The organism is Actinomycetota bacterium (assembly GCA_005888325.1).
GTDB lineage: Bacteria > Actinomycetota > Acidimicrobiia > Acidimicrobiales > AC-14 > AC-14.
Genome location: VAWU01000027.1, coordinates 1 through 26,576 on the forward strand (window position 1 = coordinate 1; position 26,576 = coordinate 26,576).

The window sequence follows — 26,576 nt, forward strand, 5'->3', positions numbered from 1 at the left end:
GGGGTCGGGCCCGCCCAACGTGGCGTCGGTGGTGAACAGCACGCCGACGCCGATCTCCGCGCCTTCCAACGCCGCGACCGTCCGCGGGCCGCCGGTGTCGAGCGGGCGGAACGCCTTGAACCGCAGACCGTACGTCGACGCGAAGCCGGGCAGGCAGTAGGGGCGCTCGGGACACTCCGGGGGGCCGCCGAGCACGAGCGATCCCGCATGCGGCGCGAGCTGGCTCACCGTGGCCAGATGAAGGCGCTGGGCCGTGGCGCGCGTGACCGCGAGCCCGTTCTGGTTCGCGGCGGGCGCGGCGGCCAACACGTCGATGCCCCGCGGCGCGAGCGCGGCCTGCAGCCGGGCGTGCATCCCGGCCTGATCGAGCCGCGCGGCGCTCGCGTGCGGATCGACGAACGCCAGGATGGTGCCGAGGTACTCGGGCGTGAGGTCGACGACGCCCTGCTCGAGCGCGGGCTCCACGACCTCGCGGGACGCCAGGTCGAGCGCGCGCCGGACCGGATAACCGTTGCGCTCGAGCACCTGTGCGTAGATCTCGGCCAACGTCTCGCTCTCGGAGAAGTTGACGGATGCAACCGTGATCGCAGCCGCGTTCGGCGCGGTGGTGCTCGGCCGACCGTCCGACCCGCAGGCCGCCACCACGAGCGCGACCGACAGCCCTCCGAACAGCAACTGCGTGCGCATCGTCGGTCGTCTCCGTCTCGCGGGCGCAGAGTACATTCGGCCCCGACGGGAGGGTTTTTCCAGTCGTGAGGACAGAACAGGCTCGATCGCTCCGAGACGTCGACGCTCCCGGCCGGCTCCCCGAGGGAGCCGTCAGCGTCACCCGCCGGCGCCGTCGTCCTTCCGGAGAGCCTCCGCCTCTGCCGCGCGACCTGCGCCGCAGCGGCCGCTACTGGTTCTGGCTGGCGGTCGGGACGGTGATCTTCTGGCTGCTCGTCCTGATTACCAACGGCGTGATCACCTCGCCGTTCGAGCGACTCGACACCGGCATCCTGCGCACGATCGAGAGGTGGCGCACTCCCTGGCTCACGAGCCTGATGCGAGGGGTCCACGCGCTGGGCTCGGACTGGACGGTGCGGATCCTCGCGTGGCCCGCCATCCTCGTTCCGATCGCGTTCCGCCGCTTCCGTCACACCCTGGTCTTCGTGGGCTCACTGCTCCTCGTGAAGTCCATCACCGGCGCGCTGGCCGTCCTGATCCACCGGCCGCGCCCGCTCGGCGTCAAGATCATCGGAGGCTGGGAGGGCTTCGCGCACCCGTCGCGCCCGGTCGCCGATCTGGCGGTCGTGCTGCTCGGGCTCACGTACACGCTCGTGCCCCATGGGAGCTGGCGCCAGTCGGCCAAGTGGGTGAGCGGCCTCCTCATCGGGTCACTCGGCGTCTCGCGCCTCTACCTCGCGGTCGACCACCCTACCGACGTGGTCATCGGCGTGATCATCGGGGTGGCGGTGCCGCTCGTGGCGTTCCGCCTGCTCACACCGAACGACGTCTTTCCGGTGACGTTCGGGCGCGGCAAGGCCGCCCACCTCGACGTCGACGGCCCCCGGGGCGACGCCATCCGCCACGCGCTCGAGGACCAGCTCGGCATCGAGGTGAGCGAGGTGCGGCCATTCGGGCTGGCGGGCTCGGCGGGCTCCACGCCGCTGCGCATCGTCGTCGACGACGAAGCCGACACCGTGCTGTTCGGGAAGCTCTACGCCGCGACCCACCTGCGCGCCGACCGCTGGTACAAGCTCGGCCGGACGCTTCTCTACGGTCGCCTCGAGGACGAGAGCACGTTCTCCACCGTGCGCCGGCTGGTGCAGTACGAGGACTACCTCCTGCGCCTCATGCAGGCCGCGTCGGTGCCGAGCGCCGAGCCGTACGGCTTCGTGGAGATCACCCCCGAACGCGAGTACCTGCTGGTCACCGAGTTCATGGCCGGCGCGCGTGAGATCGGTGATCTCGAAGTCGACGACGCGATGATCGACGAGGCGCTGCGCGTCGTGCGCACACTCTGGGACGCGGGCCTCGCGCACCGCGACATCAAGCCTTCCAACCTCCTCGTGCAGGACGGCCGGGTCATCCTGATCGACGTTGCCTTCGGAGAGGTGCGGCCGTCTCCGTGGCGCCAGGCCGTCGACCTCGCCAACATGATGCTCACGCTCGCCCTACGCAGCGACGCGCAACGCGTCTACTCCCGCGCCGTCCTGCAGTTCACGCCCGTCGAGATCTCCGAGGCGTTCGCCTCGACCTACAAGATCACGTCACCCAGCCAGCTGCGGGGTGAGCTCCGACAGGACAGCCGCGACCTGATCCGCGACTTTCGCCGGCTGGCGCCGTACCGGGCGCCGGTGAGCATCCAACGCTGGAGCGTGCGCCGCATCGGTCTGTGGTCGGCCGTCCTCGGCGGTGCGCTGGTCACCCTGGTCCTCCTGCTCGGCCTCCTCAGCTCGACGCGGCTGCTGTGAAGCTCGTCTCTCCGTGATGCTGCGACGTCGGGCTTCGCTTGCAGCCGTTGCGCTCGTCATGGCCGTCGTGCCCGCGGCGTGCGGCACCGAAAGCCGTTCGACGCCCATGTGCTCGCTCGACGCCAACTTCAACGCGCTCGTCCTCGAGGCGCAGGCCGTGCCCCGGGCCGACCGGGTGCCGTGCATCCGCTCGTTGCCGGCGGGCTGGAGCGTGTTCAGCGTCGACATCGAGAGCGGTCGCGCCCGCTTCACGCTGAGCTCCGACCGGGCGGGCGCCCGGGCCCTAGAGGTGACCTTCACCTCCAGCTGCGACACGTCGGGAGCCACGGAGATCCCGTCGGAGGAGGCGGGCACCCGCCGCTTCGAGCGCATCGAGGTGGTGACGCCGGGGTTCAGGAGCACGCGCTACTACCGCTTCGCCGGCGGCTGCGCGGCCTACCGGTTCCGGCTCGGGGAAGAGGGACGAGCCCTCGCCAACGAGGCGACGCTCGCGCTGTCGTTCATCTCGCGCGACACGCTCGACGCCAAGCTGCGCAAGGAGAGCCACGGCCGTCTCAGCTTCTGAACGGCACAGCTTGTGAACGGCACAGCCTCTGACGGGCTCGATGCGCCGCCACTCATCGGCTCGAAACAGTGGTGACGGCCGGCCCGCCCGAGGCCTGGGGCTCGCGCTTCCAGCGGGTGATCCGGGGCCACGCGGCGTAGCACGCCACGCCGATCGGGATCGGCAGCACGTAGGTCAGCACCCGGTAGACGAGCACCGACGCCACCACCTGCGCCTTGTCGCCGCCGGCCGCGACCAACGTGGTCGTCAACGCCAGCTCGACCACGCCGAGACCGCCCGGTGTCAACGGGATGGCCGTGACCAGTCGGGCGAAGGCGAACGCGGCGAGCACCTCGGCCCAGTTGACCTCCGCCTCCGACACCCCGATGTTGCGCAGGGTGACGAGGAGCACGAGATAGAGCGACAGATGGCTCATGAGCGTGGTCACGGTGATCACGTGCCAGCGGGCGCGTAGCAGGTCGATCGTCTTCTCCCGAAAGCGGATGACGGCGATGTCCCACCCGGTCGGACGTGGCCGGCGCAGGAGACGGGTGAAGAACGACGCAGTTCGCGCCGACGTGTTGCCGATGCGCGCCGCGGACCGCTCGGTGCGCAGGGCCAGGACGAACACGATCACCGCCGCGATCAGCGCGCCGATGCCCAACAGGCCGGCTGTCGCCCGCCCCGCGGTCACGTTTCCCTGCAGGGCGAGGAACGCGAGCGCGAGCACGGGCACCGCGAGCTTGGCGAAGTTGTTGAAGATCCCCGAGACGAGCAGCGCGAGCGTGATCACCGACCGGCGGAAGCCCCACGAGTGGAACATCGCGTACGTGATGGCCACCGCGAGATAGCTGCCTCCCGGCACCGTGTTGGACACGGCCGTCGACGCCTCTGTCGCCACCGCGGCCTGGCCCAATGTGAGGCCGGGCAAGCATGCGACCCAGACGAACCAATAGGTGGCGAGGTTCCAGACCGCGATGGCGACGAGGGTGGACAGCTCCACCCACGTCATCGCCCGGATGTCGGACCACACCTTCGAGAAGTCGGCCACCTGCGGCAGGACGAACACGAAGATGGCGACGACCAGCGCGAGCGAGAAGAAGGCCTGCAGCACGCGCCGCCGTTTGCTCTTCGGTGCTCGGGCCGGGGCAGGGGACTCGCCGTCGATCCCGGTCTCTGCGTCCATCTCGGCCGTCAGCCTCGCGCATCCGGTGACTACTGTTCCGCTCGGAATGGCTCGCACGCATGCCGCCGCGATGGACGACCGCAAATCCTCACGGCGTTGGAGCGACGCACTGGTCGTCGTCATCGGCGGAGGCGTGCTGCTGCTGAGCGCCATCCCCGTGCACGCCGACTCGCTCTCGGACACCGAGAAGCGCGTGTTCCAGGCAGTGAACGACCTGCCCTCGACGATCTACCCCGTGCCGGCCTGGATCTTCATGCAGCTCGGCAACTTCCTCGTCGTGCCGATCACCGCCGTCGTCGCGCTCGTCGCCCGGCGCTTCCGCTTGGCTGCCACGCTCGCGATCGCGGGCTTGAGCACGTACGTGCTGGCAAAGGTGGTCAAGCACTTCGTCGAGCGCGGCCGGCCCTTCGATTTCGTGCACGACACCCACATTCGAGGCGCGCCTGCGGGCGGCCTCGGCTACGTCTCGGGACATGTGGCCGTGATCTGCGCGCTCACCGTCGCCGCGTGGCCCTATCTGGGCCGCCGGGCGCGCATCGCCCTGGTCGCGCTCGCCGCCATCGTCGGATTGCTCCGCATGTACGTGGGCGCCCACCTGCCGCTCGACGTCGTGGGCGGCGCGGGCCTCGGGGTGGCGTGCGGCGGCCTGGCCCGCCTGCTGCTGGGCGCACCGCGCACCGACGCCACGCAGTGACCGATCGGTCGCACGCGCCCGACGATGGTGTCGCCGCGTACGCGGTGCGCCACCCGGGCGACATCCTGCGCGTCGTCGTCGGCATCACCGTGCTCGCGTTGGGCGCGCTCGCCGCCAACCGCGGGCGCGTTGGGACGCTCGAGAAGGACATCTTCCGCGTCGTCAACGACCTTCCCGACGGTGTGTCGTTCCTGCTGAAGACGATCATGCAGGCGGGCGCGTTCCCCGCGATCATCGTCGCCACGGCCGTCGCGCTGCTTGCGCGAAGGCCGCGTATGGCTCGCGATCTCGCAATCAGCGGGGTGGGCGCGTGGCTGGGGGCGATCGCGGTGAAGCGGATGGTCGCCGAGGGCCGTCCCGCCGACCTGCTCCACGACGTCGTCCTGCGCGGCGCGCCCGCGCACGGCTTCGGGTTCCCATCGGGTCACGTCGCCGTCGCCGCCGCCCTCGCCACCGCCGCCGGCCCCCACCTCCCCCGGGCCGCGCGGCGCGCGGCCTGGGTCCTCGTCGCCCTGGTCGCGGTCGGCCGCATGTACGTCGGCGCCCATCTTCCAATCGACGTGATCGGCGGCGCCGCCCTCGGGTGGGCCCTCGGCGCCCTCGTCCACCTGCTGCTCGGCGCGCCCGGCCACCGGCCGTCCGTCAGCGAGATCGGCGCCGCGTTCATGCGCGCCGGGTTCGGTCCGGTCGCCGTGACGCCGGCCGCGGTCGACGCCCGGGGCTCCACCCCCTTCTTCGTGACCACCCATGACGGTGACGAACTCTTCGTCAAGGTCGTCGGCCGCGAGCAGCGCGACGCTGACGCGCTGTTCAAGGCGTGGCGCTCGCTCGTTTACCGCGAGCTCGAGGACGAAGCGCCGTTCACGACACCGAAACGCGAGATCGAGCACGAGGCCTATGTCTCGCTGCTCGCAGAGCGCGCGGGTGTGCAGACGCCCGCGGTGGTTCTGGCGATCGACGCCGGACCGGGTGACACGCTTCTGGCCGAACGCCGCGTGATCGGCCGCGCGCTCGACACGTTCCCCGCCGACGACATCGACGACTGGTTGCTCGCGTCCTTGTGGGACCAGGTCGCACGTCTCCGTCTCGCCCGGCTCGCGCACCGCGACCTGCGGCGCGCCAACGTGCTCGTCGGCGACGACGGGCGGCCGTGGATCATCGACTTCGGCTTCGCGGAGTCGGCCGCGAGCGACCGGCGCCTGGCGCAGGACGTCGCCGAGCTGCTCGCATCGCTCTCCACGCTGGTGGGGCCTCAACGCGCGATCGCGTCTGCTGTCTCCGGTCTGGGTGCCGACGCGGTCCGCGACGCGCTCCCGCTCATCCAGCCGCTCGCGCTCTCGACCGCGACCCGTCAGGACCTCAAGGCGCGTCCCGGGTTGCTCGTCGACCTGCGGCGCCAGGCCGCCGAGGCGCTGGACGTCGACCTGCCGCAGCCCGAGCAGCTCACGCGCCTCCGCTTGAGGACGCTCGTCACCGTCCTCGTCCTCGGGGTCGCGGTGCACCTCCTGCTACCCCAGGTCGCCGAGCTGCGGCAGACGACCGACGCCCTCCGCTCGGCGCGCTGGGGTTGGCTCGCGGTCGCAGCCGTCCTCTCCGCGGTGACCTATGTCGGGGCGGCGCTGGGCCAGATGGCGGCCGTCTCCCAGCCTCTGGTGCTCCTGCGCACGATCGCGGTACAGGTCGCGAGCTCGTTCGCCAATCGGCTCACGCCGGGGAGCATCGGCGGGATCGGCATCAACGTGCGCTACCTCGTGAACGCCGGCATCGACCGCGCCGAGGCCGTCGGCGCGGTCGCCCTCAACACGGTGGCGGGCATCGTCGTCCACGTCGCCGGCCTGGTCGTCGCGCTGGCGCTCGTGAGCAGGAGCGACGTGGGCGACACGAAGCTGCCCCGCGGCTGGCCCGTGCTCGTCGCGGTCGTACTGGCCCTCGCCGGCTTCGGGCTCGCGCTCCGGTCACCGCACAGCCGGCGTCGACTCGTGGCGCCCATGCTCCGAGCCACGCGCAGCCTCGGCGACGTGCTCCGCCGTCCCGCGAAGGCGGCCGAGCTGTTCGGTGGCTCGGCCCTCTTGACCGCGTCCTACGCGCTCGCGCTTGCCGCGTCGCTGAAGGCGTTCGGCGCCGACGTCGCGATGGTGCACGTGTTCGCCGTCTACCTGGGGGGCGCCGCGGTGGCCTCGTTCAGCCCCACACCGGGAGGGCTGGGTGCCATGGAGGCGGCGCTGGTCGCTGGGCTCACGGCCGTGGGTGTCGCGCACGGCCCCGCGATCGCCGGAGTCCTGACCTTCCGCCTCGTCACCTACTGGATCCCGATCCTGCCCGGGTGGTTGACCTTCCGCTCACTGCAAAGGCGCGGGGTGCTCTGACGCCGCCGGCACCTCAGACGTCGAAGTCGACGAGCAGCGGGGCGTGGTCGGACGGGCCTTTGCCTTTCCGCGCGAAGCGATCGATGAGCGCGAACGTGGAGCGGCCCGCGAGCACCTCGGTCGCCAGCACGAGGTCGATGCGCAGGCCCCGGTGCTGGTGGAAGTCGCCGGCGCGGTAGTCCCACCACGAGTAGAGCCGGTCGTCGTCGTAGTGACGGCGCAGCACGTCGACGAGGCCCCACTCGATCATGGCCCCGACCGCCTCTCGCTCGGGCGGGCTGACGTGCGTGCCACCGTGCAGCTTGGTCGCGTCCCACACGTCGCGGTCCTCGAGCGCCACGTTGAAGTCACCGCACAGGACCAGTGGTTGTGACGGCTCGTAGGAGAGCTCGACGTGCTTGCGCAGGCGCGCCAGCCACTCGAGCTTCGCCGCGTAATGCTCGCTTCCCACCTGGCGGCCGTTCGGCACGTAGACACTCCCGACGCGCACCGGCCCGCACGTCGCCCACAACAGACGGGCCTCGTCGACCTCGCCCTCGGTCCGATCGGTGAACCCGGCGACGACATCGTCGATGCCGACACGACTGAGGATGGCGACGCCGTTCCATTGGCCCCGGCCGCAGGAGGCCGATTCGTACCCGAGGGCCGAGACGTCGGCGACCTTCGTCTCCTGCATGCAGAGCACGTCCGGCTGCGCGTAGGCCAACCACTCCTCCACGCGTGGGAGACGGGCCTTGAGCGAGTTCACGTTCCAGGTGGCGATCCGCATCCGCGTGCGAGCCTAGGCCCGATGGACGCGCTGCTCTGGAGCGACTACCTCTGCCCGTGGTGCTACGTCGGCCTGGACCGGTCGGCCCTGCTCCGTCGCCTCGGCGTGCGCATCACCGCGCTCCCGTTCGAGCTCCACCCGGAGATCCCGCCCGAGGGCCTGTCGCTTCGCGAGCGCTGGGGCGCTCGGTACGCGGAGGCCGACCGCATGTACCGGCGCATCGCGCAGGAGTGCGCGGCGGTCGGGCTGGAGTTTCGACGGCCCGAGCACGTGCCCAACACCCGGCGCGCGCTGGAGACGGCCGAGCTGGTGCGCCGCCGCTGGCCCGCCGCCTTCGAGGCCCTGGACGGCGCCCTGTTCACCGCCCACTTCGTGGCGGGCCGCTCGCTCGGCGACCCCGACGTGCTCGACGACCTGGTCGCCGGCGCGGGCGCCGACGCCTTCGAGGTGCGCCGGGCCGTCGAGGCCGGCGAGGCGGGTGGCGCGGTCGACTCGTCCATGGCGGCCGCCGAGCGGGTCGGCGTCACCGGCACGCCCGCCTGGCTGCTCGACGGGCGGTTCCTGCTCCCCGGCGTCCAGCCTCCCGACGTGGTCGAGCGCATCGTCGCCCGGCTCCGGGAGCGACCCGCGCCAGCCGAGCGCTCGTAGCCCGGGCTCGAATGAGCCCGAGGACCTATTGCCCGCGCTCGCCCGACCACCCATCCTGTTGTCGCGCTTCGTAGTCGCCTCACCACTAAGTGTGAGGATGGACAACCGATCCAGAAGCCTCGTTCCCGGGGGGGAGCGAGGGAGCCACGGGACGCCGTGGCTCCCTGCGCGTCACGGCGTCGACCTGGCGCCCGCCTTCTTCCGGGGCGCCGCCGCCTGCTTGGCGGTCGCCTTGTCCGCCCGCTTCTTGGCGACCGCGTTCTTGGCCACCGCCTGCTTGGCCACCCCTTTCTTGGCAACTGCTTTCTTGGCCACCGCTTTCTTGGCGACTTTCTTGGCTGCCACTTGCTTGGCTGCCACTTGCTTGGCTGGCACTTGCTTGGCTGCGGCTTGCTTGGCGGCCGGCCGCTTGCCCGCCCTGGCGAGCCCGGGGGCCGTGACCTCGCCGGGCGCGTGCTTCTTCGCCGGCGCCGCCGCCTTCTTCTTGGTCGACGGCCGGCCCTTCTGCGGGCGGGCCTCGGTGATCTCCGCGGCCACCGTCTCCTCGGTCGGCACACCCGCGACCTGGGCCAGACCGGGCAACGCGAGCTCGATGCCGCGGCGGGGCGGGTCGAGCGCCTGCACGACGAACGTGCGCGTCTCGCCCCGACTGAGCACCTCCTTCGCGCTTCGGAGCGATGGCGCGCCCAGGCCGCTGATGGGCACGTAGCAGCGGGCGCCGTCGACGCTCACGAACGCGCCGTGCGAGGCGAAGCTGTCGACCGCCCCCTCGACCTCGCTGCCCAGGGGATGGTTCGCGATGAACGTGATGAACGGGAGGGGCTCGTTCACGGGATCGGCGGGCGCCTTGTCGCGCCGACGTCTGCGCTTCTCGCGCGCCGGCGCGATCGCGTCGGCCGTCGCCTCTGCGATGACGTCGACGACCGGCCTGGCCTTCTCCTTGGGCTTGGCCTTCTCCTTGGGCTTGGCCTTCGAGACGACCTTCTCCTTGACCTCCTTTTCCTCTTTGGCCTCCTTGGCCTTGCCCTTCGACGCCTTGGCGTCCTGCACCGACATGCGGCTCCTCGCGCCGCGCACGGGTGTGCGGGGCGTGAAGATCCATCCCACGCCGGGCACCGGCTTGCCGCCGATCAGACGACCGTCGGCGAACAGCCAGGGGTACTCACCGTGGAACTCCTGGAACGAGTCGTTGGAGAGGACGGTCGCGCCGGTGCGGTCGGCGATCTGCAACAGGAACCCGTCACCTCGACCGATGGCGCCGGCAGGAGGCGAGACGATCGCGCCCGCCAGCTCGGCCTGCTCGTACTCCTTGCGCTCCGACTCGTCGATCCGGTAGCCGAACGACGCATCCACGACCACGATCACGTCGTCGCCCACGTGCTCCTCGCCGAAGGCGCGCACCGCATCGTTCAGCTGCGCGAGGCTCGGTAGCGATCGACCCTCGGTGGCGAGGTTCGAACCGTCGACGACAACGCGGCGTGCCATTCGTTGCAAGCTACCTGAGGTGGGTGTCGGCACTGTTGACCGTCGGCGCAACGCGACTGGCCCGGTGAGCGCCGGTGAGCGCGGTCGACCACGTCGTCGAATGTGCGTTCGATGCTACTTTCTCCCCCGTGATCCGGGCCGCACTCTTCGATTTCGGCGGGGTGATCCTCTCCAGCCCGTTCGAGGCGTTCGCCCGCTACGAACGCGAGCGCGGCTTGGCGGACGGGTTCCTCCGGCGGCTCAACTCGACCCGTCCCGACGAGAACGCGTGGGCGCAGCTCGAGCGCGGCCACGTGTCCTTCGACGCGTTCTGCCGCCTCTACGAAGGCGAGGCGCGGGCGGCCGGCGGTGAGGTCGACGCCCGCGAGGTGATGGCGCTGCTGGCCGGCGATGTGCGGCCCGCCATGGTCGAGGCGGTGCGCCGGTGCCACGAGCGGCTCAAGACCGCGTGCCTCACGAACAACTGGGTGCGCGCCGACGACGGGGCCGCCGCGGCGCACGAGGGTCTGCTCGCGGATCTGTTCGACGTCGTCGTCGAGTCGAGCAAGGTCGGGGTGCGCAAGCCCGACCCGCGCTTCTATGAGCTCGCGTGCGAGCAGCTCGCGATCGAGCCGCGCGAGGCCGTCTTCCTCGACGACATCGGCGGCAACCTCAAGCCCGCCCGCGCCATGGGCATGACCACGATCAAGGTCGACGATCCCGACGCCGCCATCGGCGAGCTCGAGTCGGTCGTGGGGTTCCCGCTGCGTTCGCCCGACGTCAGCCGCTGAGCGCCCGCGCCACGAGCTGCTCCTGCTCCTGCTGGTGAACGGTCGAGCTGCCGGTGGCCGGGCTGCCTGATTCGGGGCGGCTCACGTGGCGCAGGGTGAAGTCGTCGCGCAGCAGGCGGTGCAGGCGGCCGTGCACGAACGACCACGGGCCCATGTTCTCGGGCTCCTCCTGGAGCCAGATCACCAGCGACGCTCGTTCGTAGCGCGCCAGCACCTCGGCGATCTGCGCCTCGGGCCATGGGTAGAGCTGCTCGACACGCACGACCGCAACCGGGAGCTGGTCGGCGTCGCGCTTGGCCATGGCGTCGTACGCCACCTTGCCGGTCGCCAGCACCACCCGCTCCACCGCCGTCGCGTCACCGGCACCGTCGACGTAGGTGGGATCGTCGAGCACCTCCTCGAACGAGCCGCGCGTGAACATCTCGATTCGCGAGCGCGCCTGGCGGGCGCGTAGCAACGACTTCGGGGTGAAGATGATCAGGGGCTTGCGCACGCTCCTGATGACCTGACGCCGCAGCACGTGGAAGTACTGCGCGGCAGTCGTGCAGTTGACGACCTGGACATTGTCCTCCGCGCACATCGTGAGGAAGCGCTCGACGCGCGCCGACGAGTGCTCGGGCCCCTGTCCCTCGTAGCCGTGCGGCAGCAGCAGGACCAGCCCCGACGTCTGCTGCCACTTGTCCTCCGCCGCCACGAGGAACTGGTCGATCACGATCTGGGCGCCGTTCACGAAGTCGCCGAACTGTGCCTCCCACGCGACGAGCGCGTCCTTCGCCACGACGGAGTAGCCGTACTCGAAGCCCAGCGCGGCGTACTCCGAGAGCAGGGAGTCGTACACCCGGAACCGGCCCTGGTCGGTGCTCAGGTGGCTGAGGGGTGTGTAGTCGACCCCGGTGTCGTAGCAGACGAGCACGGAATGGCGTTGCGAAAAGGTTCCCCGACGGGTGTCCTGCCCCGAGAGGCGGATGTCGGTGCCCCCCAGAAGGATCGTTCCGAAGGCGAGCGCCTCCCCGAGCGCCCAGTCGACCTGACCCTCCGCGTAGAGCTGCTTGCGCGTCTCGAGCTGCTTCGCCAGCTTCGGGTGCACGGTGAAGTGCTCAGGCGGCTCGTGCAGCGCCGCGGCCACGAGGTCGAGCGTCGCGCTCGCAACGCCGGTCTCGACGTGCGGCAGCACGCCGATCGACGGCGACGGCTCGCGCGCGATGGTGCCTTTGGGCGGGGCCGTCTGACGCGTCTCGTCGAGACCGGTCTGGAGCCGCGCGGAGAAGCTCTCGAGCGACTTCTCCGCCTCATCCAGGGTGATGTCGCCGCGGGTCATCAGCGTCTCGGTGTAGAGCTTGCGCACCGAGCGCCGGTTCTCGATGCGCCGGTACATCTGGGGTTGCGTGTAGCTGGGGTCGTCGCCCTCGTTGTGGCCGTGGCGGCGGTAGCACCACATGTCGATGACGACGTCCTTGTGGAACGCCTCGCGGAACCCGAAGGCCAGCCTCGCCACACGCACGCACGCCTCGGGGTCGTCGCCGTTCACGTGGAAGATCGGCGCCTGCACCATCTTCGCCACGTCGGTTGCGTACTCCGACGAACGCGCCGCGTCGGGGTTGGTGGTGAAGCCCACCTGGTTGTTGATCACCAGGTGGACGGTGCCACCCACCCGGTAGCCCTTCAGGTTCGAGAGGTTGAAGGTTTCCGCCACGACGCCCTGGCCCGCGAACGCCGCGTCGCCGTGGATCACGAGCGGGAGCACGCTGAACGCCGCAGGGTCGCCGATCAGGTCCTGCTTGGCCCGCACCATCCCCTCGACGACCGGGTCGACCGCCTCGAGGTGCGAGGGGTTGGCCGAAAGCGTAACCGGCAGCTCCCCGCCCGACCTCCCGACGAACTTTCCCGACGACCCGACGTGGTACTTGACGTCGCCGGAGCCCTGGGTCGTGTCGGGGTCGATGTCGCCCTCGAACTCCTTGAAGATCTGCCGGAACGACTTGCCCACGATGTTGGCGAGCACGTTCAGCCGGCCGCGGTGGGCCATGCCCATCACCGCCTCCACGCACCCGGCCTGCGCGGCCTGGTCGAGGACCTCGTCGATCATCGGGATCGCGCTCTCGGCACCCTCGAGCCCGAAGCGCTTGTGCCCGACGTACTTCGTGTTGAGGAAGCGCTCGAACGCCTCCGCCGCGTTGAGCCGGTCGAGGATGTGGAGCTGCTCGTCGACGGAGAGCGTGGTCTTGACCCCTTCCACGTGCTCCTGGATCCACCGCTTCTGGTCGGGCTCCTGGATGTGCATGTACTCGACGCCGACGCGCCGGCAGTACGCGTCGCGCAGCACGCCGAGCAGGTCGCCGAGGGTCATGTGCGTCCGTCCCGCCACACCGTCGGTGAAGAACTCGCGATCGAGGTCCCAGATGGTGAGCCCGTAGGTCGCGGGATCGAGCTCGGGGTGGGTGTGCGGCTCCTTCCAGCGGAGGGGGTCGAGGTCGGCGATCAGGTGCCCGCGCACCCGGTACATGTTGATGAGCGTCTGGACATGGACCTGCTTCTCCTCGCGGACCTGCTCGGAGTCGCCGGGGTTGACGTCGCGCCGCCACCGCACGGGCTCGTAGGGCACGCCCATCGAGCGGAACACGTCGTCGTAGAACCCGTCCGCCCCCAGCAACAGCTCGTGGACGCGCTTGAGGAACAGTCCCGATTCCGCCCCCTGGATGATGCGGTGGTCGTAGGTCGACGTCAGCGTCATCACCTTGGAGACACCGAGCTGGGCCAGCATCTGGGGGTCGGCGCCCTCGTACTCGGCCGGGTACGCCAGCGCGCCCACGCCGACGATGAGGCCCTGGCCGGGCATCAGGCGCGGCACGGAGTGGACGGTGCCGATCGTGCCCGGATTGGTGATGCTGATCGTCGTGCCAGTGAAGTCGTCGGGCGAGATCTTGTTGCCGCGCACCCTGCGGATGATCTCCTCGTACGCGGTCCAGAAGCCCTTGAAGTCGAGGGTGTCGGCGTCCTTGATGCAGGGGACGAGCAGGGTCCGCGAGCCATCGCTCTTCTCGACGTCGACGGCCAGGCCGAGGCCGATGTGCTCGTGCCGGGTCACCATGGGCTTGCCGTCGACCTCGCTGAACGACGAGTTCATGACCGGGACGTCCTCGACCGCCCGGACGATCGCGTAGCCGATCACGTGGGTGAAGCTGACCTTGCCGCCGCCGGTGCGCGAGAGATAGCCGTTGACCACCTTGCGGTTGACCTCGAGCAGGCGCGCCGGCACGTCGCGGACGCTCGTGGCCGTGGGCACCGCGAGCGAGGCCTCCATGTTGGCGACGATGCGAGCCGCCGCGCCCCGGATGGGTGAGGCGGACGGCGGGACCTGCTGTTCGGCGGCCGGCCCGGCGGCGGGCGGGGCCGACGGCCGCGGCGGTTCGGCGACGGGGCGCGGTTCCGTCGCCGGCGCGGCGGTCCTGTCACCGACCCGGTCACCGCCGTCACGGCTGTAGTCGGCGAAGAAGTCCCGCCAGCTCTCGGCCACCGACTTGGGGTCGTCGAGATAGCGCTCGTGCATCTCGTCGACGAGCCAGGCGTTGGCTCCGAACGACTCGGTCGGACCTTCCTGCGTCGTCATGCGTGCGTCGTCATGCTTGCGTCGCCATCCCAACCGATCCTACCGGCGACCCGACGGTACCCTCGGCCCGTGCGCAAGTTCATCGACGAGGGGACCGACGACCACCCGGCCGACGAGGACAAGGCCGCGATGAACTGGGTGGTCGCCGTCAACGACGACTGCGACGGGTGCGGCGACCTGCGCGTCCTCGTCACCGTGGAGGAGCGCGACCGGAAGGGCGAGGGACTGGTCGCCCATCTGGGGGCCGACGCGACCCGCCGCCTGCGCGCCGCGCTGGCGACCGCCCTGCGCGAGCTGGGCGAGGAACCCGGACTGTGAGCAGCTCCCATGTGAAGCGCGCCGAAGCAGCGGCGGCGGAGGCGCGCGGGATGATGCTTCCGTGACACCGGGTGCAGTTCGCGGCGCCGTCATCGTCGTGTGCGTGGGCGGGATCGCGGGGATGATCATCGGCTCGGTCGCCGACAACAACGCGGTGGCGCTCACGTTCGGGCTCGTCACCGCGGCCGCGGTCGCGTGCCTCATCGTCGTCACCGCGGTCACCGCCCCGACCGCGGCGCGCACCGAGGAGCGCGCCGAGCGCGTCGAAACCCTGATCCAAGGGCTGGTGAGCGCCGGCGCCGACGAAGACGACGTGCGCTCGCTCGTGCGCGAGGCGGCCCGTCTGGGCACGAAAGTGCCGGGGCGGGGTGCACGGCGGACGCACCCCTGACCCCGGCACCGGCAATCTCACATGACCTGACGTGCGTGTCAACCAGCGGCCCGGGTGCATCCCCCACGCGTGACCTGGGATCGCGCAGACTGGCGGCCGATTTTCGCTCCCGATCCATTCACAATCGCCCAGGTCATGCCGATATGAAGAAGATGGCGACCAAGAGCCAGTTCACCAGCAGGGCGGTCCTCCGCCCCGTCGAGGCAGGCAACGCGGCGGTGTGCGTCACATGCGGCGCACCGGTGAAGTTCGCGGCGAAGGTCAAGTCGTTCCAGGTCATCGCCAACGTGTACATCGACGGCACCTGGGACCGCGTCGAGCACTACCACGCCGACTGCTACGAGCAGTCCGGGTGCCCGTACGGCTCGGCCGCCTGAGCCACTTTCACCGCTCGTCGAGCAGCCGTTGCAACTGTCGCGTCGCACGCGCGGTGCGACGGTCGAGCTGCCGCTGGAGACCGAGCATCGGGATGCGCTTGTCGATCTCGAGCGTCAGCGTCGCCCTCGTCACCATTCCGGTCGCAACCAGGCGCACGTCGATGACGACCATCGAGTGGTCCTTCCGACCGTCGCTCTCGTCGCGCTCGAACCTCAGCGAATCGCAGTGCTCACGGCCTCCAGGGTCGTTCGGGACGGGTGCCGGGACGCGAACCATTCGCACGTCGTAGCCGACGGACGCGGGCCCGAACGACAGGCCGAGGCGCACGCGCCACGCTCCTTCGCCGTCGGGCTCGGCACGCACCACGACGTCGAGCCACGCGGGCCATGTGCCCAGGTCGGCCAACACCGCGAACACCCGGTCCGGCCCGGCTTCGAGCACGGTCTCGGCTCGGGCTCGCACGGCCCGCAACGCTACCGACGCGGTCGCGGGCCGACAGACTGAGCAGGTGCCCGACTCCCGTCTCGTCGCCGGCGTCGACGGCTGCCGGCGCGGCTGGGTCGCTGCCGTCGGCCGGGTCGACGGTCGCGGCGCGCCGACGGTGTCGGTCGTGTCCTGGTTCGGCGAGCTCGTCGCGAGCGTCGAGCGCGGCGAGCTGGTCGCGGTCGCGGTCGACATCCCGATCGGGCTGCCGGCGCGCGGGCCTCGGCGCTGCGACGTCGAGGCGCGCCGGCGCCTCGGGCCCCGCCGAAGCTCGGTGTTTCCGGCGCCGGTACGCGCCGCCCTCGGCTCCGCCACCTGGGAGGACGCCAACGCACGCTCGCGTGCCGTCGACGGGAAGGGCCTCGCCCATCAGGTCTTCAACCTGCTCCCCAAGATCCACGAGGTGGACGGCCTGCTCTCGCCGTCGCGCCAGGCGCGGGTCGTGGAGGCGCACCCCGAGCTGTGCTTCGCCTCCATCGCAGGTACGCCCCTTCTCCATCCGAAGCGCACCGCCGCAGGCCGGGCCGCACGCACGGCCCTCGTAGGCGTCGCGCCGGCGTCGCTCCCGGGTGCTGCAGCCGACGACGTGCTCGACGCGCACGCCGTGCTCTGGACGGCGCGCCGGTTGACGACGGGTGACGAGGAGCGGCTCGGAGGCGGCGAGCGCGATGAACGCGGCCTGCTGATGGAGATCGTGCGGTAGCGCGTCCGGGTCAGCGGCGGTCGCGGCCGGGCTTCTGCTTACCGATGTCGCGCGTCATCCGACCGAAGCGGCGCGACGCCTCCCGGCGGGCGCGCTCGTCCTGGCGGAGCTCGAGCGCCGCCAGCTCGCGGTGCAGCTTGTGGAAGCTCTCCAGGCGACGAGGCGCGAGCGCACCCGACGCCACCGCCGCGCGCACCGCGCAGGCGGGCTCGTGCTCGTGGCGACAGTCGCGGAAGCGGCAGCCCGCAGCCACCTCTTCGATGTCGGCAAAGGTGCTCGCGACACCCGAAGCGCCGTCCCAGAGCGGAAGGCTGCGCAGGCCCGGAGTGTCGAGCAGCACCCCGCCCGTCGGAACGCGAACGAGATCGCGCGTCGTCGTCGTGTGACGGCCGCGCCCGTCCGCCTCGCGCACCGGTCCGGTCGATTGCACGTCGGTGCCCACGATCCCGTTGACGAGCGTCGACTTGCCGGCTCCCGACGGACCGATCACCGCGAGCGTGCGCGTCGGCAGCAGCAGCGCGCGCAACTCGTCGATCCCTTCACCAGACCGCGCGCTCGTCACGTGGACCGAAACGCCCACACCCGCGACCTCGCGCGCCTCCCGCACGACGACCGCGAGGTCCGCGGCCAGATCGGCCTTCGTGAGCACGACCACCGGGAGCGCGCCGCTCTCCCACGCGACCGAGAGCATGCGCTCGACGCGGTTCTGGACGAGCGACCGGTCGAGACCACACACGACTGCGAAGACATCGACGTTCGCCGCGAGCACCTGCTCGACCGTCACCCGCTCGTCGGGGTCCTTCCTGGCGATGGCCGACCACCGGGGCACCACGCCCACGATGGCCACGCCCTCGTCGGGATCGTCCGTGACCGCGACCCAGTCACCGGTGGCGGGAACCGTGTCGAGCCCGGCCCGCCGCGAGGCGAGGGTGTACGGGCTGGCGCGCACGGGCCCATCCGCGGTCGCGACCAGGCACGAGCCGCGGTCAACTCGGGCGACGCGGCCCGGAACGTGACCGGGGACATCGAGCAGGGTGAACCGGGCGGCGACCCGGTCGTCCCAGCCGTAGGCCGTCAGGACATCAGGTGCTGCCGGCGGTTGAGGTCCTGCCGGCGGTTGAGGCGGTGCTGGCTGTTGAGGCCGTGCTGGCTGTTGAGGCGGTGCTGGTTGTCGAGGCGGTGCTGGTTGATGGGACAAGGAGACTCCTCGTTCGGGGCCTCCGGGCGCGGACCGACTACGGGTCGGAGCGCAACCGGGGAGGCGGGCAGATGCGGACGGAGCGCAGCACGCGCTCGGCGGCCTGGGTCACAAGAGCTCTCGACGTCATCTGCACGACACCTCCCTCCCTCACTCAGCTCGCCACACACGGCGATCGGGTCATCGCAAGTGTAGAGCGCTCACCCGGCAGCCGCGTGCGACTGTTGTCCAGTCGTGAGCAGCGCGCGCACCGTCGGCCAGTCGCCCGGCACGAGTCGCAGACGGCGGGACTTGTCCTCCGCAATCGCGTCGTAGCCGAGGTCGACGAAGCGGGCGCACAGATCGTCGTAGTGCCGGGACAGGACCTCCGACGTCGGGTCGAGGCCGCGAACGATCGCCAGTCCCGTCGGCGCGACGTCGGCGACCGCAACCTGCAACTCCGGCCGGAGCTCGCCGAGGCACAGCACCAACTTCCACACGTCGCCGCTCCAGAACACCGTCGTGCGTTCGCGCGCGGACGTCACCTCGTCGCGCGGGTAGCAGTCGTGGACGAGGATGGTGGACGCCGGCGTGCAGTGCCGCTCGACGGCGATGAAGTCCCGCAGCGCGCACTCGAAGAGATGCAGACCGTCGATGAAGGCGAGCTCGATCGGCCGCCCCGCGAGCAGGCGCGACACCTCGTCTCCGGAGAAGGCGACGTCGCTCGTCTGGCGCAAGACGGTCGTGTCGGGTCCGAGCGGGCCACGCACCGCGGGCGTCGGGTCGATGCCGACGCTGCGCGTCCCGGGCGCCGCGAGCGCGAGCGACGCACCCTCGTGCACCCCGACCTCCACGTAGGTGCCGGGCCGGAGGTGCTCGTGGACCTGCCGCAGCAGGCCGAGGTAGTCGGCGAAGATCGGGCCCGCGCTCGCGACACCGACCATCAGTGGTGGTCGCGCGCCTCCTCGGCGGCGATGTCGGCTTCGACCATCATGCGCACCAAGCCGGGGAAGTCGACCTTGGGCGCCCAACCCAGCTTCTCGCGCGCCTTGGTCGCGTCACCGATGAGCACGTCGACCTCGGCGGGGCGCTCGAAGCGCGGGTCGGACCCGACGTAGGGCTTCCAGTCGTCGAAGCCGGCGGCCTCGAACGCAAGGCTGAGGAACTCGCGGATCGTGTGGGTCTCGCCAGTGGCGATCACGTAGTCGTCGGGCTCGTCCTGTTGCAGCATGCGCCACATGGCCTCCACGTAGTCGCCCGCGAAGCCCCAGTCGCGTGACGCCTCGAGGTTGCCGAGCACGAGCTTGTCCTGCAGGCCGAGCTTGATGCGCGCGATGCCATTGGTGATCTTGCGGGTGACGAACTCGAGCCCACGACGTGGGCTCTCGTGGTTGAAGAGCATCCCCGACGAGGCGTGGAGGCCGTACGCCTCCCGGTAGTTGACCGTCGTGTAGTGGCCGAACACCTTGGCCACTCCATACGGCGAGCGCGGGTGGAACGGCGTCTTCTCGGTCTGCGGCGTCGCCCGCACCTTCCCGAACATCTCCGACGACGAGGCCTGGTAGAAGCGGATGCTGTTGTCCTGGGCGCCGCCGATGACGCGGATGGCCTCCAGCATGCGCAGGACGCCCAGCCCGGTGATGTCGGCGGTGAGCTCCGGCTGGCGGAAGGAGAGCGCAACGAAGCTGATGGCTCCGAGGTTGTAGACCTCGTCGGGCTGCACCAGCTCGACGACGGAGATGAGCGACGAGAGGTCTTGCAGGTCGCCCTCGATGAACTCGAGCTCGGGCGTCTCTTCCTGCACCATCTGGATCTTGGGGTTCGCCTGCCCGGAGACCATCCCGAAGACGTCGTAGCCCTTGGCCACGAGCAGCTGTGCGAGGTAGCGGCCGTCCTGGCCCGTGGTGCCTGTGATGAGAGCGCGGGGCATCACCCGACGCTAACGCGCGCCAGGTGCGGTGGCGGCGTGCTGCCCTGCGTGACGCTGCCCCGACGCAGGTCGGACGGCGTGGAACGCGCCGCCGCACCTCAGCATCGTGCTTTTGCTCAACCCGAGCGGTAGCGTAGAGGTCCCCACCCGTCGGAGCGTCGTCTCCACCTGAACCCTTGGTGACGTCCGCGCGGTGCCCCCAGAGGAAGAGTCCGTGGCCAGTCACACCCGGGTCGACGAACCCGCCCCCTCCCAGAGCGACCTGTTGCCCACCGACGCGCCCGCCGGGCGTGTGCCGGGTGCACTCATGGCGCGCGCGGTCGTTCGCGGGTTGTCGGCAATCGCGCTGCTGGCGCTGGCGGTCGTGATCGCCTGGATCGTCGATCTTCAGCTGCACTCGAGCCGGGTACTGCGCAACGTGAAGGTGGCAGGTGTCGCGGTGGGTGGCTTCGACCGGGCCGAGCTGACCGCCGCGGTCGACCGCGTCGCCACGCGCGAGGAGCACGCCACTGTGCGGGTGCGGACGCCGGGCAACCAGATCACCGTGCCCGCCCGCGCGCTCCGCCTCGAGGTGCGCCGCCCGGCGACGGTCGAGCACGCGCTCGACACCGGCCGCACGGGAGCGTTGCCCGTCCGCGTCTGGCACTGGGCGACGAGCTTCTTCTCGCCCCAACGCGTGCCGGTCGATGTTCGCGTCGACCGCACCGCGACCTATCTGGTCGCTCTCGATCGCGACAAGGGTCCTCGCCGGCGACCGGTCGAGCCCTCGATCGCAGTGAAGGAAGGGCGCATCGTGGCCGTGCGCGGACGCGCCGGGCGCGGCGTCGACAGCGCCGCCCTCGTGTCGGCCATGCCCGACGCGGCGACGCGTGGAGTGCCGCTCGAGGTCGCCGCCGGACGCCGTGCGGTGCCCCCGCGCTTCGACCTCGCCGACGCGCGACGCGTCGCCGCCGAGGCGGAGACGCTCGCGGGCCGCCCGCTCGGCGTGACCGCGGGCAAGGCCAAGGCCACACTCACGCCCGCGATCATGCGGCCGTGGATGCGCGCCGTCCCGACCTTCGACCGACTCGTGGTGCAGACCGACCCGCAGGCCGTGCGCGACGATCTCGCCAAGGTGCTCTCGGGTGCGGGCGACGCACCGGTGGACGCCGGGTTCCGCGTGTCGGGGGCCGGCGTCGCGATCGTTCCGAGCCGGACGGGCACGGCCTGCTGTGCGCCGGAGGCCGTCGCCCTCGTCCACCGGGCGCTGCGCGACCGTCCGCCCCCGGGCCAATCGCTCGCGCTCCCGCTCTCCGTCGTCGGGCCCAAGCGGGACGACGCCCGCGCCAGCCAGCTCGGAGTGAAGGAGGTGGTGGCGACGTTCACGACCCATCACCCCGCGGGCCAGCCCCGCGTGGCGAACATCCACAAGATGGCCGACTACGTGCGTGGCGCGGTGATCGAGCCGGGCGAGACGTTCTCGGTCAACGACTACGTCGGCCGGCGCTCCGTCTCGCGCGGGTTCGTCGACGCTCCCATCATCGGCGAGGGCAACAAGTTCGACTCCGACGTCGGCGGCGGTGTGTCGCAGTTCGCCACCACCACCTTCAACGCCGCCTTCTTCGCCGGGCTCGAGATCCCCGAGTACCAGTTCCACACGATCTACATCACCCGCTATCCCTACGGGCGCGAGGCCACGCTCGCCTACCCGCACCCCGACCTCAAGCTCAAGAACCCCAGCCCCTACGGCGTGCTGATCTGGACGAGCTACACGGGCACCGACATCACCGTCACCCTGTACTCGACGAAATGGGTCGAGGCCACGCAGTCGGCGCAGTTCAAGAAGACGGTGGGCGCGGGGTGCACGTCCGTCACGACCCAGCGCACGCGCACCTTCATCGCCGACGGCCACACCGCGGTCGACAGGTTCTCGGGAACCTACGTTCCGGGCGAGGGCGCTCACTGCTGACTTCCGCGGCGTCGCGGGGTACGGCGCCCCACTAGCGTTGGGGCCATGTCCGACGACATGCGCTTCGAGCGGCGCATGAGTGACTCCGACGCCCTCATGTGGGGCATCGAGAAGGACCCGCTCCTGCGCTCGACCATCACGGCCGTCTCGCTGTTCGACCGACCGCCCGACCAGGAGCGGCTGCGCGACCGGGTCGAGCGGGGCACCTGTCTCATCCCCCGGCTTCGCCAGCGGGTCGTGAGCGCACCGCTCGTCGCGTCACCGCCCCGGTGGGTCTTCGACCCCAACTTCGACCTCGACTACCACCTGCGCCGCGTGCGCGCTCCCGCTCCGGGCGACCGGCGCGCGCTGCTCGACCTGGCCGAGCCGATCGGGATGCAGAGCTTCGACCGGGCTCGCCCGCTCTGGGAGTTCACCGTGGTCGAGGGGCTGGCCGACGGCAAGGCGGCCGTCATCCAGAAGCTCCACCACTCGATCACCGACGGCGTCGGCGCGATCAAGCTGGCGATGGTGCTGTTCGACCTCGAGCGCGAGCCGGACGACCCGGGCCACACGCCCGCTGCGGCCGAGGCCGAGCACCCCTCGCCCTGGGGTCTCACGTTGGAGGCCCTGCGCCACGAGCGGCGCCGCCAGCTCGGCATCGCCCGACGGGCCGTGGGGTCGGCGACGCGTGCCGTCCGCCGCCCTGCGGCGAACCTGCGCTCGATCGTCGAGCTCGCTGCGTCGGCCGGGCGGATCCTCGCACCGGCGACGACCCCGCACAGCCCGGTGATGACCGAGCGCTCCCTCTCGGTGAGCTTCGACACGATCAGCGTGCCGCTCGACGAGACGAAGAACGCGGCGAAGGCGGCGGGCGGCAAGCTGAACGACGCGTTCCTCGCCGCGGTGTGCGGCGGCATGCGGCTCTACCACGAGCACCACGGCGACACGATCGAGCAGCTGCGGACGACGATGCCCATCAGCATCCGCGACGAGACCACCGAGACCTTGGCCGGCAACCAGTTCGTGCCGGCCCGCTTCCTGATCCCCATCGGCATCCGCGACCCGATCGAGCGCATGCGTGTCATCCGCGAGCTCGTCGCGTTCCAGCGCAACGAACCCGCGCTCACGTTCACCGACGCCATCGCCGGCATCCTCAACCGCCTGCCCACTGCGGTCGTCACACAGCTGTTCGGGTCGATGCTGAAGGGCGTCGACTTCGTGACGAGCAACGTGCCGGGCGTCCCCGTGCCGGTGTTCTTCGCGGGCGCCGCGCTCGAGTCGCAGGTGGCCTTCGGGCCGCTCACCGGCGCGGCCGCCAACGTCACGCTCGTCAGCTACCTCGACGACCTCCACATCGGCGTGAACATGGACAGCGCCGCCATCCCGGACCGAGACGTCTTCATCGAGTGCCTCCGTGAGGGCTTCGACGAAGTGCGCAAGGTGGCCTGACCCGGAGCCGTGCGCGTCGACGTCGTCGTCGTCGGTGGAGGCCCATCAGGCGCGGCCGCCGCCATCGAGCTGGCACGGGCCGGACGCGACGTGGTGGTCGTCGACCGCGCCTCGTTCCCGCGCGACAAGTGCTGCGGCGACGGGCTGACCGTCGACGCCCTGCGCCACCTCGAGGCGCTCGGCCTGCGTCCGTCGTCGGTGCCGACGTGGCACGTCGCCGACGACGTGATGGTGCGGGGGCCGTCCGGCCGCACGGTGCGCTTCCCTCTTCCCCGCGGCCGGGGCCAGTTCGCGGTGGTGGCCCCCCGCGTCGATCTCGACGCGGCGCTGGTCGACGTCGCACGCGCCGCGGGTGCGAAGGTGCACGACGGCCACGCGCTCACCGCCGCCGTCGATCGCGGCGAGCACGTCGAGCTGGAGGTCGACGGCATCGGCACCGTCACCGCCCGCTTCGCGGTCGGCGCGGACGGCATGTGGTCGCCGCTGCGCAAGGCCCTCGGTCACAGCCGGTCCGGCTACCTGGGTGAGTGGCACGCCTTCCGCCAGTACTTCACCGGGGTCTCGCCCCGCGCCACCGCGATGTGGGTGTGGTTCGAACCCGACGTGCTGCCCGGGTACGCGTGGTCGTTCCCGGTGTCCGGCGGCCGCGCCAACGTGGGGTTCGGTATCCGGCGGGCGCGGGGCGTTCCCACGCGGCACATGAACGAGTTGTGGCCCGAGTTGCTGCGCCGCCCACAGGTGCGCGCCGTGCTGGGCGACGCCGCCCGGCCCGAGGGGCCGCACAAGGCGTGGCCCATCCCCGCCGGCATCGACGACGCGGTGCTCGCCGCCGGACGCACACTGTTCGTCGGCGACGCCGCGGCTGCCGGCGACCCGATGACGGGCGAAGGCATCGCCCAGGCGCTCCTCACCGGCCGCCTCGCGGCGCGTGCGATCGCCGTCAGCGACCCCGAGCGTCCGGAGCGCGCGCGCAGCCGCTACGAGCGCGCCGCGCGCGACGCGCTCGTCGCCGACCACCGCATGTCGGTGCTGCTCGTCCGCGCCCTGCGCCACCGCCGCGGCGCCGACGCCGCGCTCCGCGTGGCCGGGCTGAACGATTGGACCCGCCGCAACTTCGCCCGATGGCTGTTGGAGGACGAGTCACGCGGGGTGGCCCTCACGCCGGGCCGGTGGCATCGTGCGTTCCTCAAGCGCGACGGCGCCTACGTCTCGGCTCCGGGCGCGTGACCGGCGTGGAGGCGGATCCCTTCGGCTTCTTGGTGCGCACGACCACCGTCGCGGTGGTCGAGCGCGACGAGAACGCCTGAGGGCGCATGCGTCAGATGCGTCGCGCCTCCGCCCACGTCTTGCCCGTCTCGACGTCGAGGTCGTGAGGGAGGCCGAGCACGCGCTCGGCGATGATGTTGCGCTGCACCTCGGAGGTCCCTCCGCCGACCGTGAGCGCGGCGGAGAAGAGGAACCCGTAGTTCCACGAGCCGTCCTCCACCCCGAGCGGGCCCGCGGTCGTCAGCATCCCGGCCGCGCCGGCCAGGTCCTTGGCCAACCGCATGATCGTCTGGCCGTGCTCGTCGGCCAGCGCCTTGCGGATCGACGCCTCGGGGCCGGGAGGGCGGCCGTGCACCGCCGCGGTCACCGTGCGCAGTCGGATCAGGCGGAGGATCTCGGACTCGATGAAGAGCGCGGCCAGCCGCTGCCGGAGTGACGCGTCGTCGACACCGCCCTCCTTACGCACCAGCTCGATCAGGTCGCCGGCGGCGGGACCGAGGCCCCACAGGGCACCGCCTTCCGACAGCGACACGCGCTCGTTGCCGAGGGTGACCTTGGCGAGCGCCCACCCCCGGTTCTCGTCACCCACCAGCTGTTCGGCCGGGATGCGCACGTCGTCGAAGAAGACCTCGTTGAACTGGTGCGCGCCGGTCATCTCGACGATGGGCCGGATCTCGATGCCCGGCAGGTTCATGGGGCACACGAAGTAGGAGATGCCCTGATGCTTCGGTGCCTCCGCGTCGGTCCGCGCGATGAGGATGCCGAAGCGGGCGATGTGGGCGAACGTCGTCCAGATCTTCTGCCCGTTCACGACGTACACGTCGCCGTCGCGCACGGCGCGGGTGCCGAGGTTGGCCAGGTCGCTGCCGGCGCCGGGCTCGCTGAACAGCTGGCACCAGAAGTCCTCGCCGCTCAACAGCGGGCCGAGGTAGCGGTCCTTCTGCGCCTGGGTTCCCGCGTGGATGAGCGTCGGCCCGGCCCACCCGATGCCGATGGGGTTGACGGGCCGTCGCACACCCGCCCGCCGCAGCTCCTCGTCGATCATGAGCTGGTGGATGGGGTCGGCGTCGAGCCCCCACGGCCTGGGCCAGTGTGGGGCCACGTAGCCCGCGTCGGCCAGCTGGCGTCCGGTCGGCGTGGGGTGATCGGCCAGCCACGCCCGCACGGTCGCCCGCCGCGGGTCGTCGTCACCCGGGAGCTCGAAGTCCATATCGTCTATCCCCTTCGGGTCTCGCGCAGACTACGGCGTCCGGCCGCTCGTGATGAAGAAGGTGACGGCGTAGAGGAAGTCGCCCGCAACGGCGGATGCCCGCACGTCGGCCTCGAAGCGCTCCACGTCGTGGACGTCGAGCAGGCCCCGATCGTGCATGGCGCGGGCCCACGTGGGGAAGCCGAACGCATCGTCGGGATCGGTGAGCACGAGCGTGGTGCCCTCGATCGCGACGTCGACGAGGCCCGCGGCGCGGAACAGGCGAGGCAGGCGGTGAGCCAGGTCGCCGTGGCGCAGCCCGGCGTCGCGCCGGAACTGCTTGACCCGCAGGGTGGCGGCGGGGTCGGGGCCGTCGACCACGATCGTCTCCTGGTCGGGGTCGACCACGACCACGCGTCCCCGCGGTCGGGTCACCCGCACGAGCTCGGCCAACGCACGTTCGGGATCGACCAGGTGTTGGAACGTGCGATCGGCGCGGCAACCGTCGAACGCGCCGTCCCGGAACGGCAGCGTGTGCGCGTCGCCCCGAACGAAGTCGCCTCCGCGGCGGGCGGCCTCACCGATCATCGCAGCCGACGCATCGAGCCCCACGCTCGAACCGGACAGCGCCCGGGTGTCCTCGCCGGTGCCACATCCCACGTCGAGCAACCGCGCCCCGCTGGTGGCCCCCGGCGCCGCGAGCAGCTCCCGCGTGCGCTGCTTGTACGCCTGAACGAACGGCCACGAGGCCATCGTGTCCATCCACCGCACCGCGGCGAGCGGGTCGGCGGAGAGGTCGACGTCGCCGTATGTCCAGCTCACAGCAGAACGGTACGC

24 protein-coding genes are annotated in these 26,576 nt (G+C 71.2%); 13 read left to right on the forward strand and 11 right to left on the reverse strand.

The window, feature by feature from the left end; all coding sequences use genetic code 11:
* Nucleotides 1-723: ABC transporter substrate-binding protein (locus tag E6G06_10480; protein ID TML91164.1), on the reverse strand; the 723-nt coding region annotated here is incomplete at its 3' end.
* Nucleotides 724-752: 29 nt separating this feature from the next.
* On the opposite strand from E6G06_10480, the gene E6G06_10485 reads away from it, so the two are divergent.
* Both E6G06_10485 and E6G06_10490 read left to right on the forward strand, forming a co-directional pair.
* Complete coding sequence (locus tag E6G06_10485; protein ID TML91165.1) at nt 753-2,456, forward strand: hypothetical protein; 1,704 nt, start codon at nt 753-755, stop codon at nt 2,454-2,456.
* 16 nt (nt 2,457-2,472) lie between these two features.
* Nucleotides 2,473-3,021: a hypothetical protein gene (locus E6G06_10490; protein TML91166.1), complete on the forward strand. Its 549-nt coding sequence runs from the start codon at nt 2,473-2,475 to the stop codon at nt 3,019-3,021.
* Nucleotides 3,022-3,073: 52 nt separating this feature from the next.
* On the opposite strand, the gene E6G06_10495 is transcribed toward E6G06_10490, so the two are convergent.
* On the reverse strand, nt 3,074-4,369 hold the full coding sequence (locus E6G06_10495; protein ID TML91167.1) for a flippase-like domain-containing protein: 1,296 nt from the start codon (nt 4,367-4,369) through the stop codon (nt 3,074-3,076).
* On the opposite strand from E6G06_10495, the gene E6G06_10500 reads away from it, so the two are divergent.
* On the forward strand, nt 4,020-4,880 hold the full coding sequence (locus E6G06_10500; GenBank protein TML91235.1) for a phosphatase PAP2 family protein: 861 nt from the start codon (nt 4,020-4,022) through the stop codon (nt 4,878-4,880). The two genes, E6G06_10495 and E6G06_10500, sit on opposite strands and share 350 nt — an antisense overlap.
* Entirely contained in the window at nt 4,694-7,246 is a 2,553-nt protein-coding gene (locus E6G06_10505; GenBank protein TML91168.1) for a phosphatase PAP2 family protein, read from the forward strand. Before E6G06_10500 ends, E6G06_10505 begins: the two co-directional genes overlap by 187 nt.
* 13 nt (nt 7,247-7,259) lie before the next feature.
* Here the strand turns inward: E6G06_10505 and xth are convergent, their stop codons facing one another.
* Nucleotides 7,260-8,015, reverse strand: a complete 756-nt coding sequence (gene xth, locus E6G06_10510; protein TML91169.1) for an exodeoxyribonuclease III — start codon at nt 8,013-8,015, stop codon at nt 7,260-7,262.
* A gap of 21 nt (nt 8,016-8,036) precedes the next feature.
* Between xth and E6G06_10515 the strand changes: the two genes are divergently transcribed.
* The gene (locus E6G06_10515; GenBank protein ID TML91170.1) at nt 8,037-8,663 is read left to right on the forward strand and encodes a hypothetical protein; all 627 of its coding nucleotides are present in this window, start codon (nt 8,037-8,039) and stop codon (nt 8,661-8,663) included.
* A 171-nt stretch (nt 8,664-8,834) separates the two neighbouring features.
* On the opposite strand, the gene E6G06_10520 is transcribed toward E6G06_10515, so the two are convergent.
* Nucleotides 8,835-10,148 (reverse strand): S1 RNA-binding domain-containing protein, encoded by a 1,314-nt coding sequence (locus E6G06_10520; protein TML91171.1) that lies wholly within the window; start codon nt 10,146-10,148, stop codon nt 8,835-8,837.
* A gap of 128 nt (nt 10,149-10,276) precedes the next feature.
* Between E6G06_10520 and E6G06_10525 the strand changes: the two genes are divergently transcribed.
* Nucleotides 10,277-10,918 carry an HAD family hydrolase gene (locus E6G06_10525; protein TML91172.1) on the forward strand — a complete coding sequence of 214 codons (642 nt, stop codon included), beginning with the start codon at nt 10,277-10,279 and terminating at the stop codon, nt 10,916-10,918.
* On the opposite strand, the gene E6G06_10530 is transcribed toward E6G06_10525, so the two are convergent.
* Entirely contained in the window at nt 10,908-14,525 is a 3,618-nt protein-coding gene (locus E6G06_10530) for a multifunctional oxoglutarate decarboxylase/oxoglutarate dehydrogenase thiamine pyrophosphate-binding subunit/dihydrolipoyllysine-residue succinyltransferase subunit (GenBank protein TML91173.1), read from the reverse strand. The genes E6G06_10525 and E6G06_10530 overlap by 11 nt on opposite strands.
* A gap of 69 nt (nt 14,526-14,594) precedes the next feature.
* On the opposite strand from E6G06_10530, the gene E6G06_10535 reads away from it, so the two are divergent.
* The 3 genes from E6G06_10535 (at nt 14,595) to E6G06_10545 (ending at nt 15,611) form a co-directional block, all read left to right on the forward strand.
* Nucleotides 14,595-14,843 (forward strand): hypothetical protein, encoded by a 249-nt coding sequence (locus tag E6G06_10535; GenBank protein TML91174.1) that lies wholly within the window; start codon nt 14,595-14,597, stop codon nt 14,841-14,843.
* Between the two features lie 61 nt (nt 14,844-14,904).
* Nucleotides 14,905-15,234 (forward strand): hypothetical protein, encoded by a 330-nt coding sequence (locus E6G06_10540; protein ID TML91175.1) that lies wholly within the window; start codon nt 14,905-14,907, stop codon nt 15,232-15,234.
* 152 nt (nt 15,235-15,386) lie between these two features.
* Nucleotides 15,387-15,611: a hypothetical protein gene (locus E6G06_10545; GenBank protein ID TML91176.1), complete on the forward strand. Its 225-nt coding sequence runs from the start codon at nt 15,387-15,389 to the stop codon at nt 15,609-15,611.
* Nucleotides 15,612-15,618: 7 nt separating this feature from the next.
* Here the strand turns inward: E6G06_10545 and E6G06_10550 are convergent, their stop codons facing one another.
* Entirely contained in the window at nt 15,619-16,083 is a 465-nt protein-coding gene (locus E6G06_10550; GenBank protein TML91177.1) for an SRPBCC family protein, read from the reverse strand.
* Here E6G06_10550 and E6G06_10555 point away from each other — a divergent pair.
* Complete coding sequence (locus tag E6G06_10555) at nt 16,001-16,798, forward strand: DUF429 domain-containing protein (protein ID TML91178.1); 798 nt, start codon at nt 16,001-16,003, stop codon at nt 16,796-16,798. The two genes, E6G06_10550 and E6G06_10555, sit on opposite strands and share 83 nt — an antisense overlap.
* Before the next feature lie 10 nt (nt 16,799-16,808).
* Here E6G06_10555 and rsgA read toward each other — a convergent pair whose 3' ends face one another.
* From rsgA to gmd, 3 genes are all read right to left on the reverse strand, one after another.
* The gene (gene rsgA, locus E6G06_10560) at nt 16,809-17,996 is read right to left on the reverse strand and encodes a ribosome small subunit-dependent GTPase A (protein TML91179.1); all 1,188 of its coding nucleotides are present in this window, start codon (nt 17,994-17,996) and stop codon (nt 16,809-16,811) included.
* A gap of 200 nt (nt 17,997-18,196) precedes the next feature.
* Nucleotides 18,197-18,919, reverse strand: a complete 723-nt coding sequence (locus E6G06_10565; GenBank protein TML91180.1) for a class I SAM-dependent methyltransferase — start codon at nt 18,917-18,919, stop codon at nt 18,197-18,199.
* Complete coding sequence (gene gmd / locus E6G06_10570) at nt 18,919-19,905, reverse strand: GDP-mannose 4,6-dehydratase (GenBank protein TML91181.1); 987 nt, start codon at nt 19,903-19,905, stop codon at nt 18,919-18,921. The genes E6G06_10565 and gmd overlap by 1 nt, the downstream gene beginning before the upstream one ends.
* A 214-nt stretch (nt 19,906-20,119) precedes the next feature.
* Between gmd and E6G06_10575 the strand changes: the two genes are divergently transcribed.
* The 3 genes from E6G06_10575 to E6G06_10585 are packed head-to-tail and all read left to right on the forward strand — an operon-like array spanning nt 20,120 to nt 24,511.
* Complete coding sequence (locus tag E6G06_10575) at nt 20,120-21,853, forward strand: hypothetical protein (protein ID TML91182.1); 1,734 nt, start codon at nt 20,120-20,122, stop codon at nt 21,851-21,853.
* 45 nt (nt 21,854-21,898) lie between these two features.
* Nucleotides 21,899-23,284 (forward strand): wax ester/triacylglycerol synthase family O-acyltransferase, encoded by a 1,386-nt coding sequence (locus E6G06_10580; protein ID TML91183.1) that lies wholly within the window; start codon nt 21,899-21,901, stop codon nt 23,282-23,284.
* Between the two features lie 9 nt (nt 23,285-23,293).
* Nucleotides 23,294-24,511 carry a geranylgeranyl reductase family protein gene (locus E6G06_10585; GenBank protein ID TML91184.1) on the forward strand — a complete coding sequence of 406 codons (1,218 nt, stop codon included), beginning with the start codon at nt 23,294-23,296 and terminating at the stop codon, nt 24,509-24,511.
* Between the two features lie 91 nt (nt 24,512-24,602).
* Here E6G06_10585 and E6G06_10590 read toward each other — a convergent pair whose 3' ends face one another.
* Together E6G06_10590 and E6G06_10595 are read right to left on the reverse strand one after the other, a co-directional pair.
* Nucleotides 24,603-25,760, reverse strand: a complete 1,158-nt coding sequence (locus E6G06_10590; protein TML91185.1) for an acyl-CoA dehydrogenase — start codon at nt 25,758-25,760, stop codon at nt 24,603-24,605.
* Nucleotides 25,761-25,790: 30 nt separating this feature from the next.
* The gene (locus E6G06_10595) at nt 25,791-26,561 is read right to left on the reverse strand and encodes a methyltransferase domain-containing protein (protein TML91186.1); all 771 of its coding nucleotides are present in this window, start codon (nt 26,559-26,561) and stop codon (nt 25,791-25,793) included.
* Between the last annotated feature and the right edge of the window lie 15 nt (nt 26,562-26,576).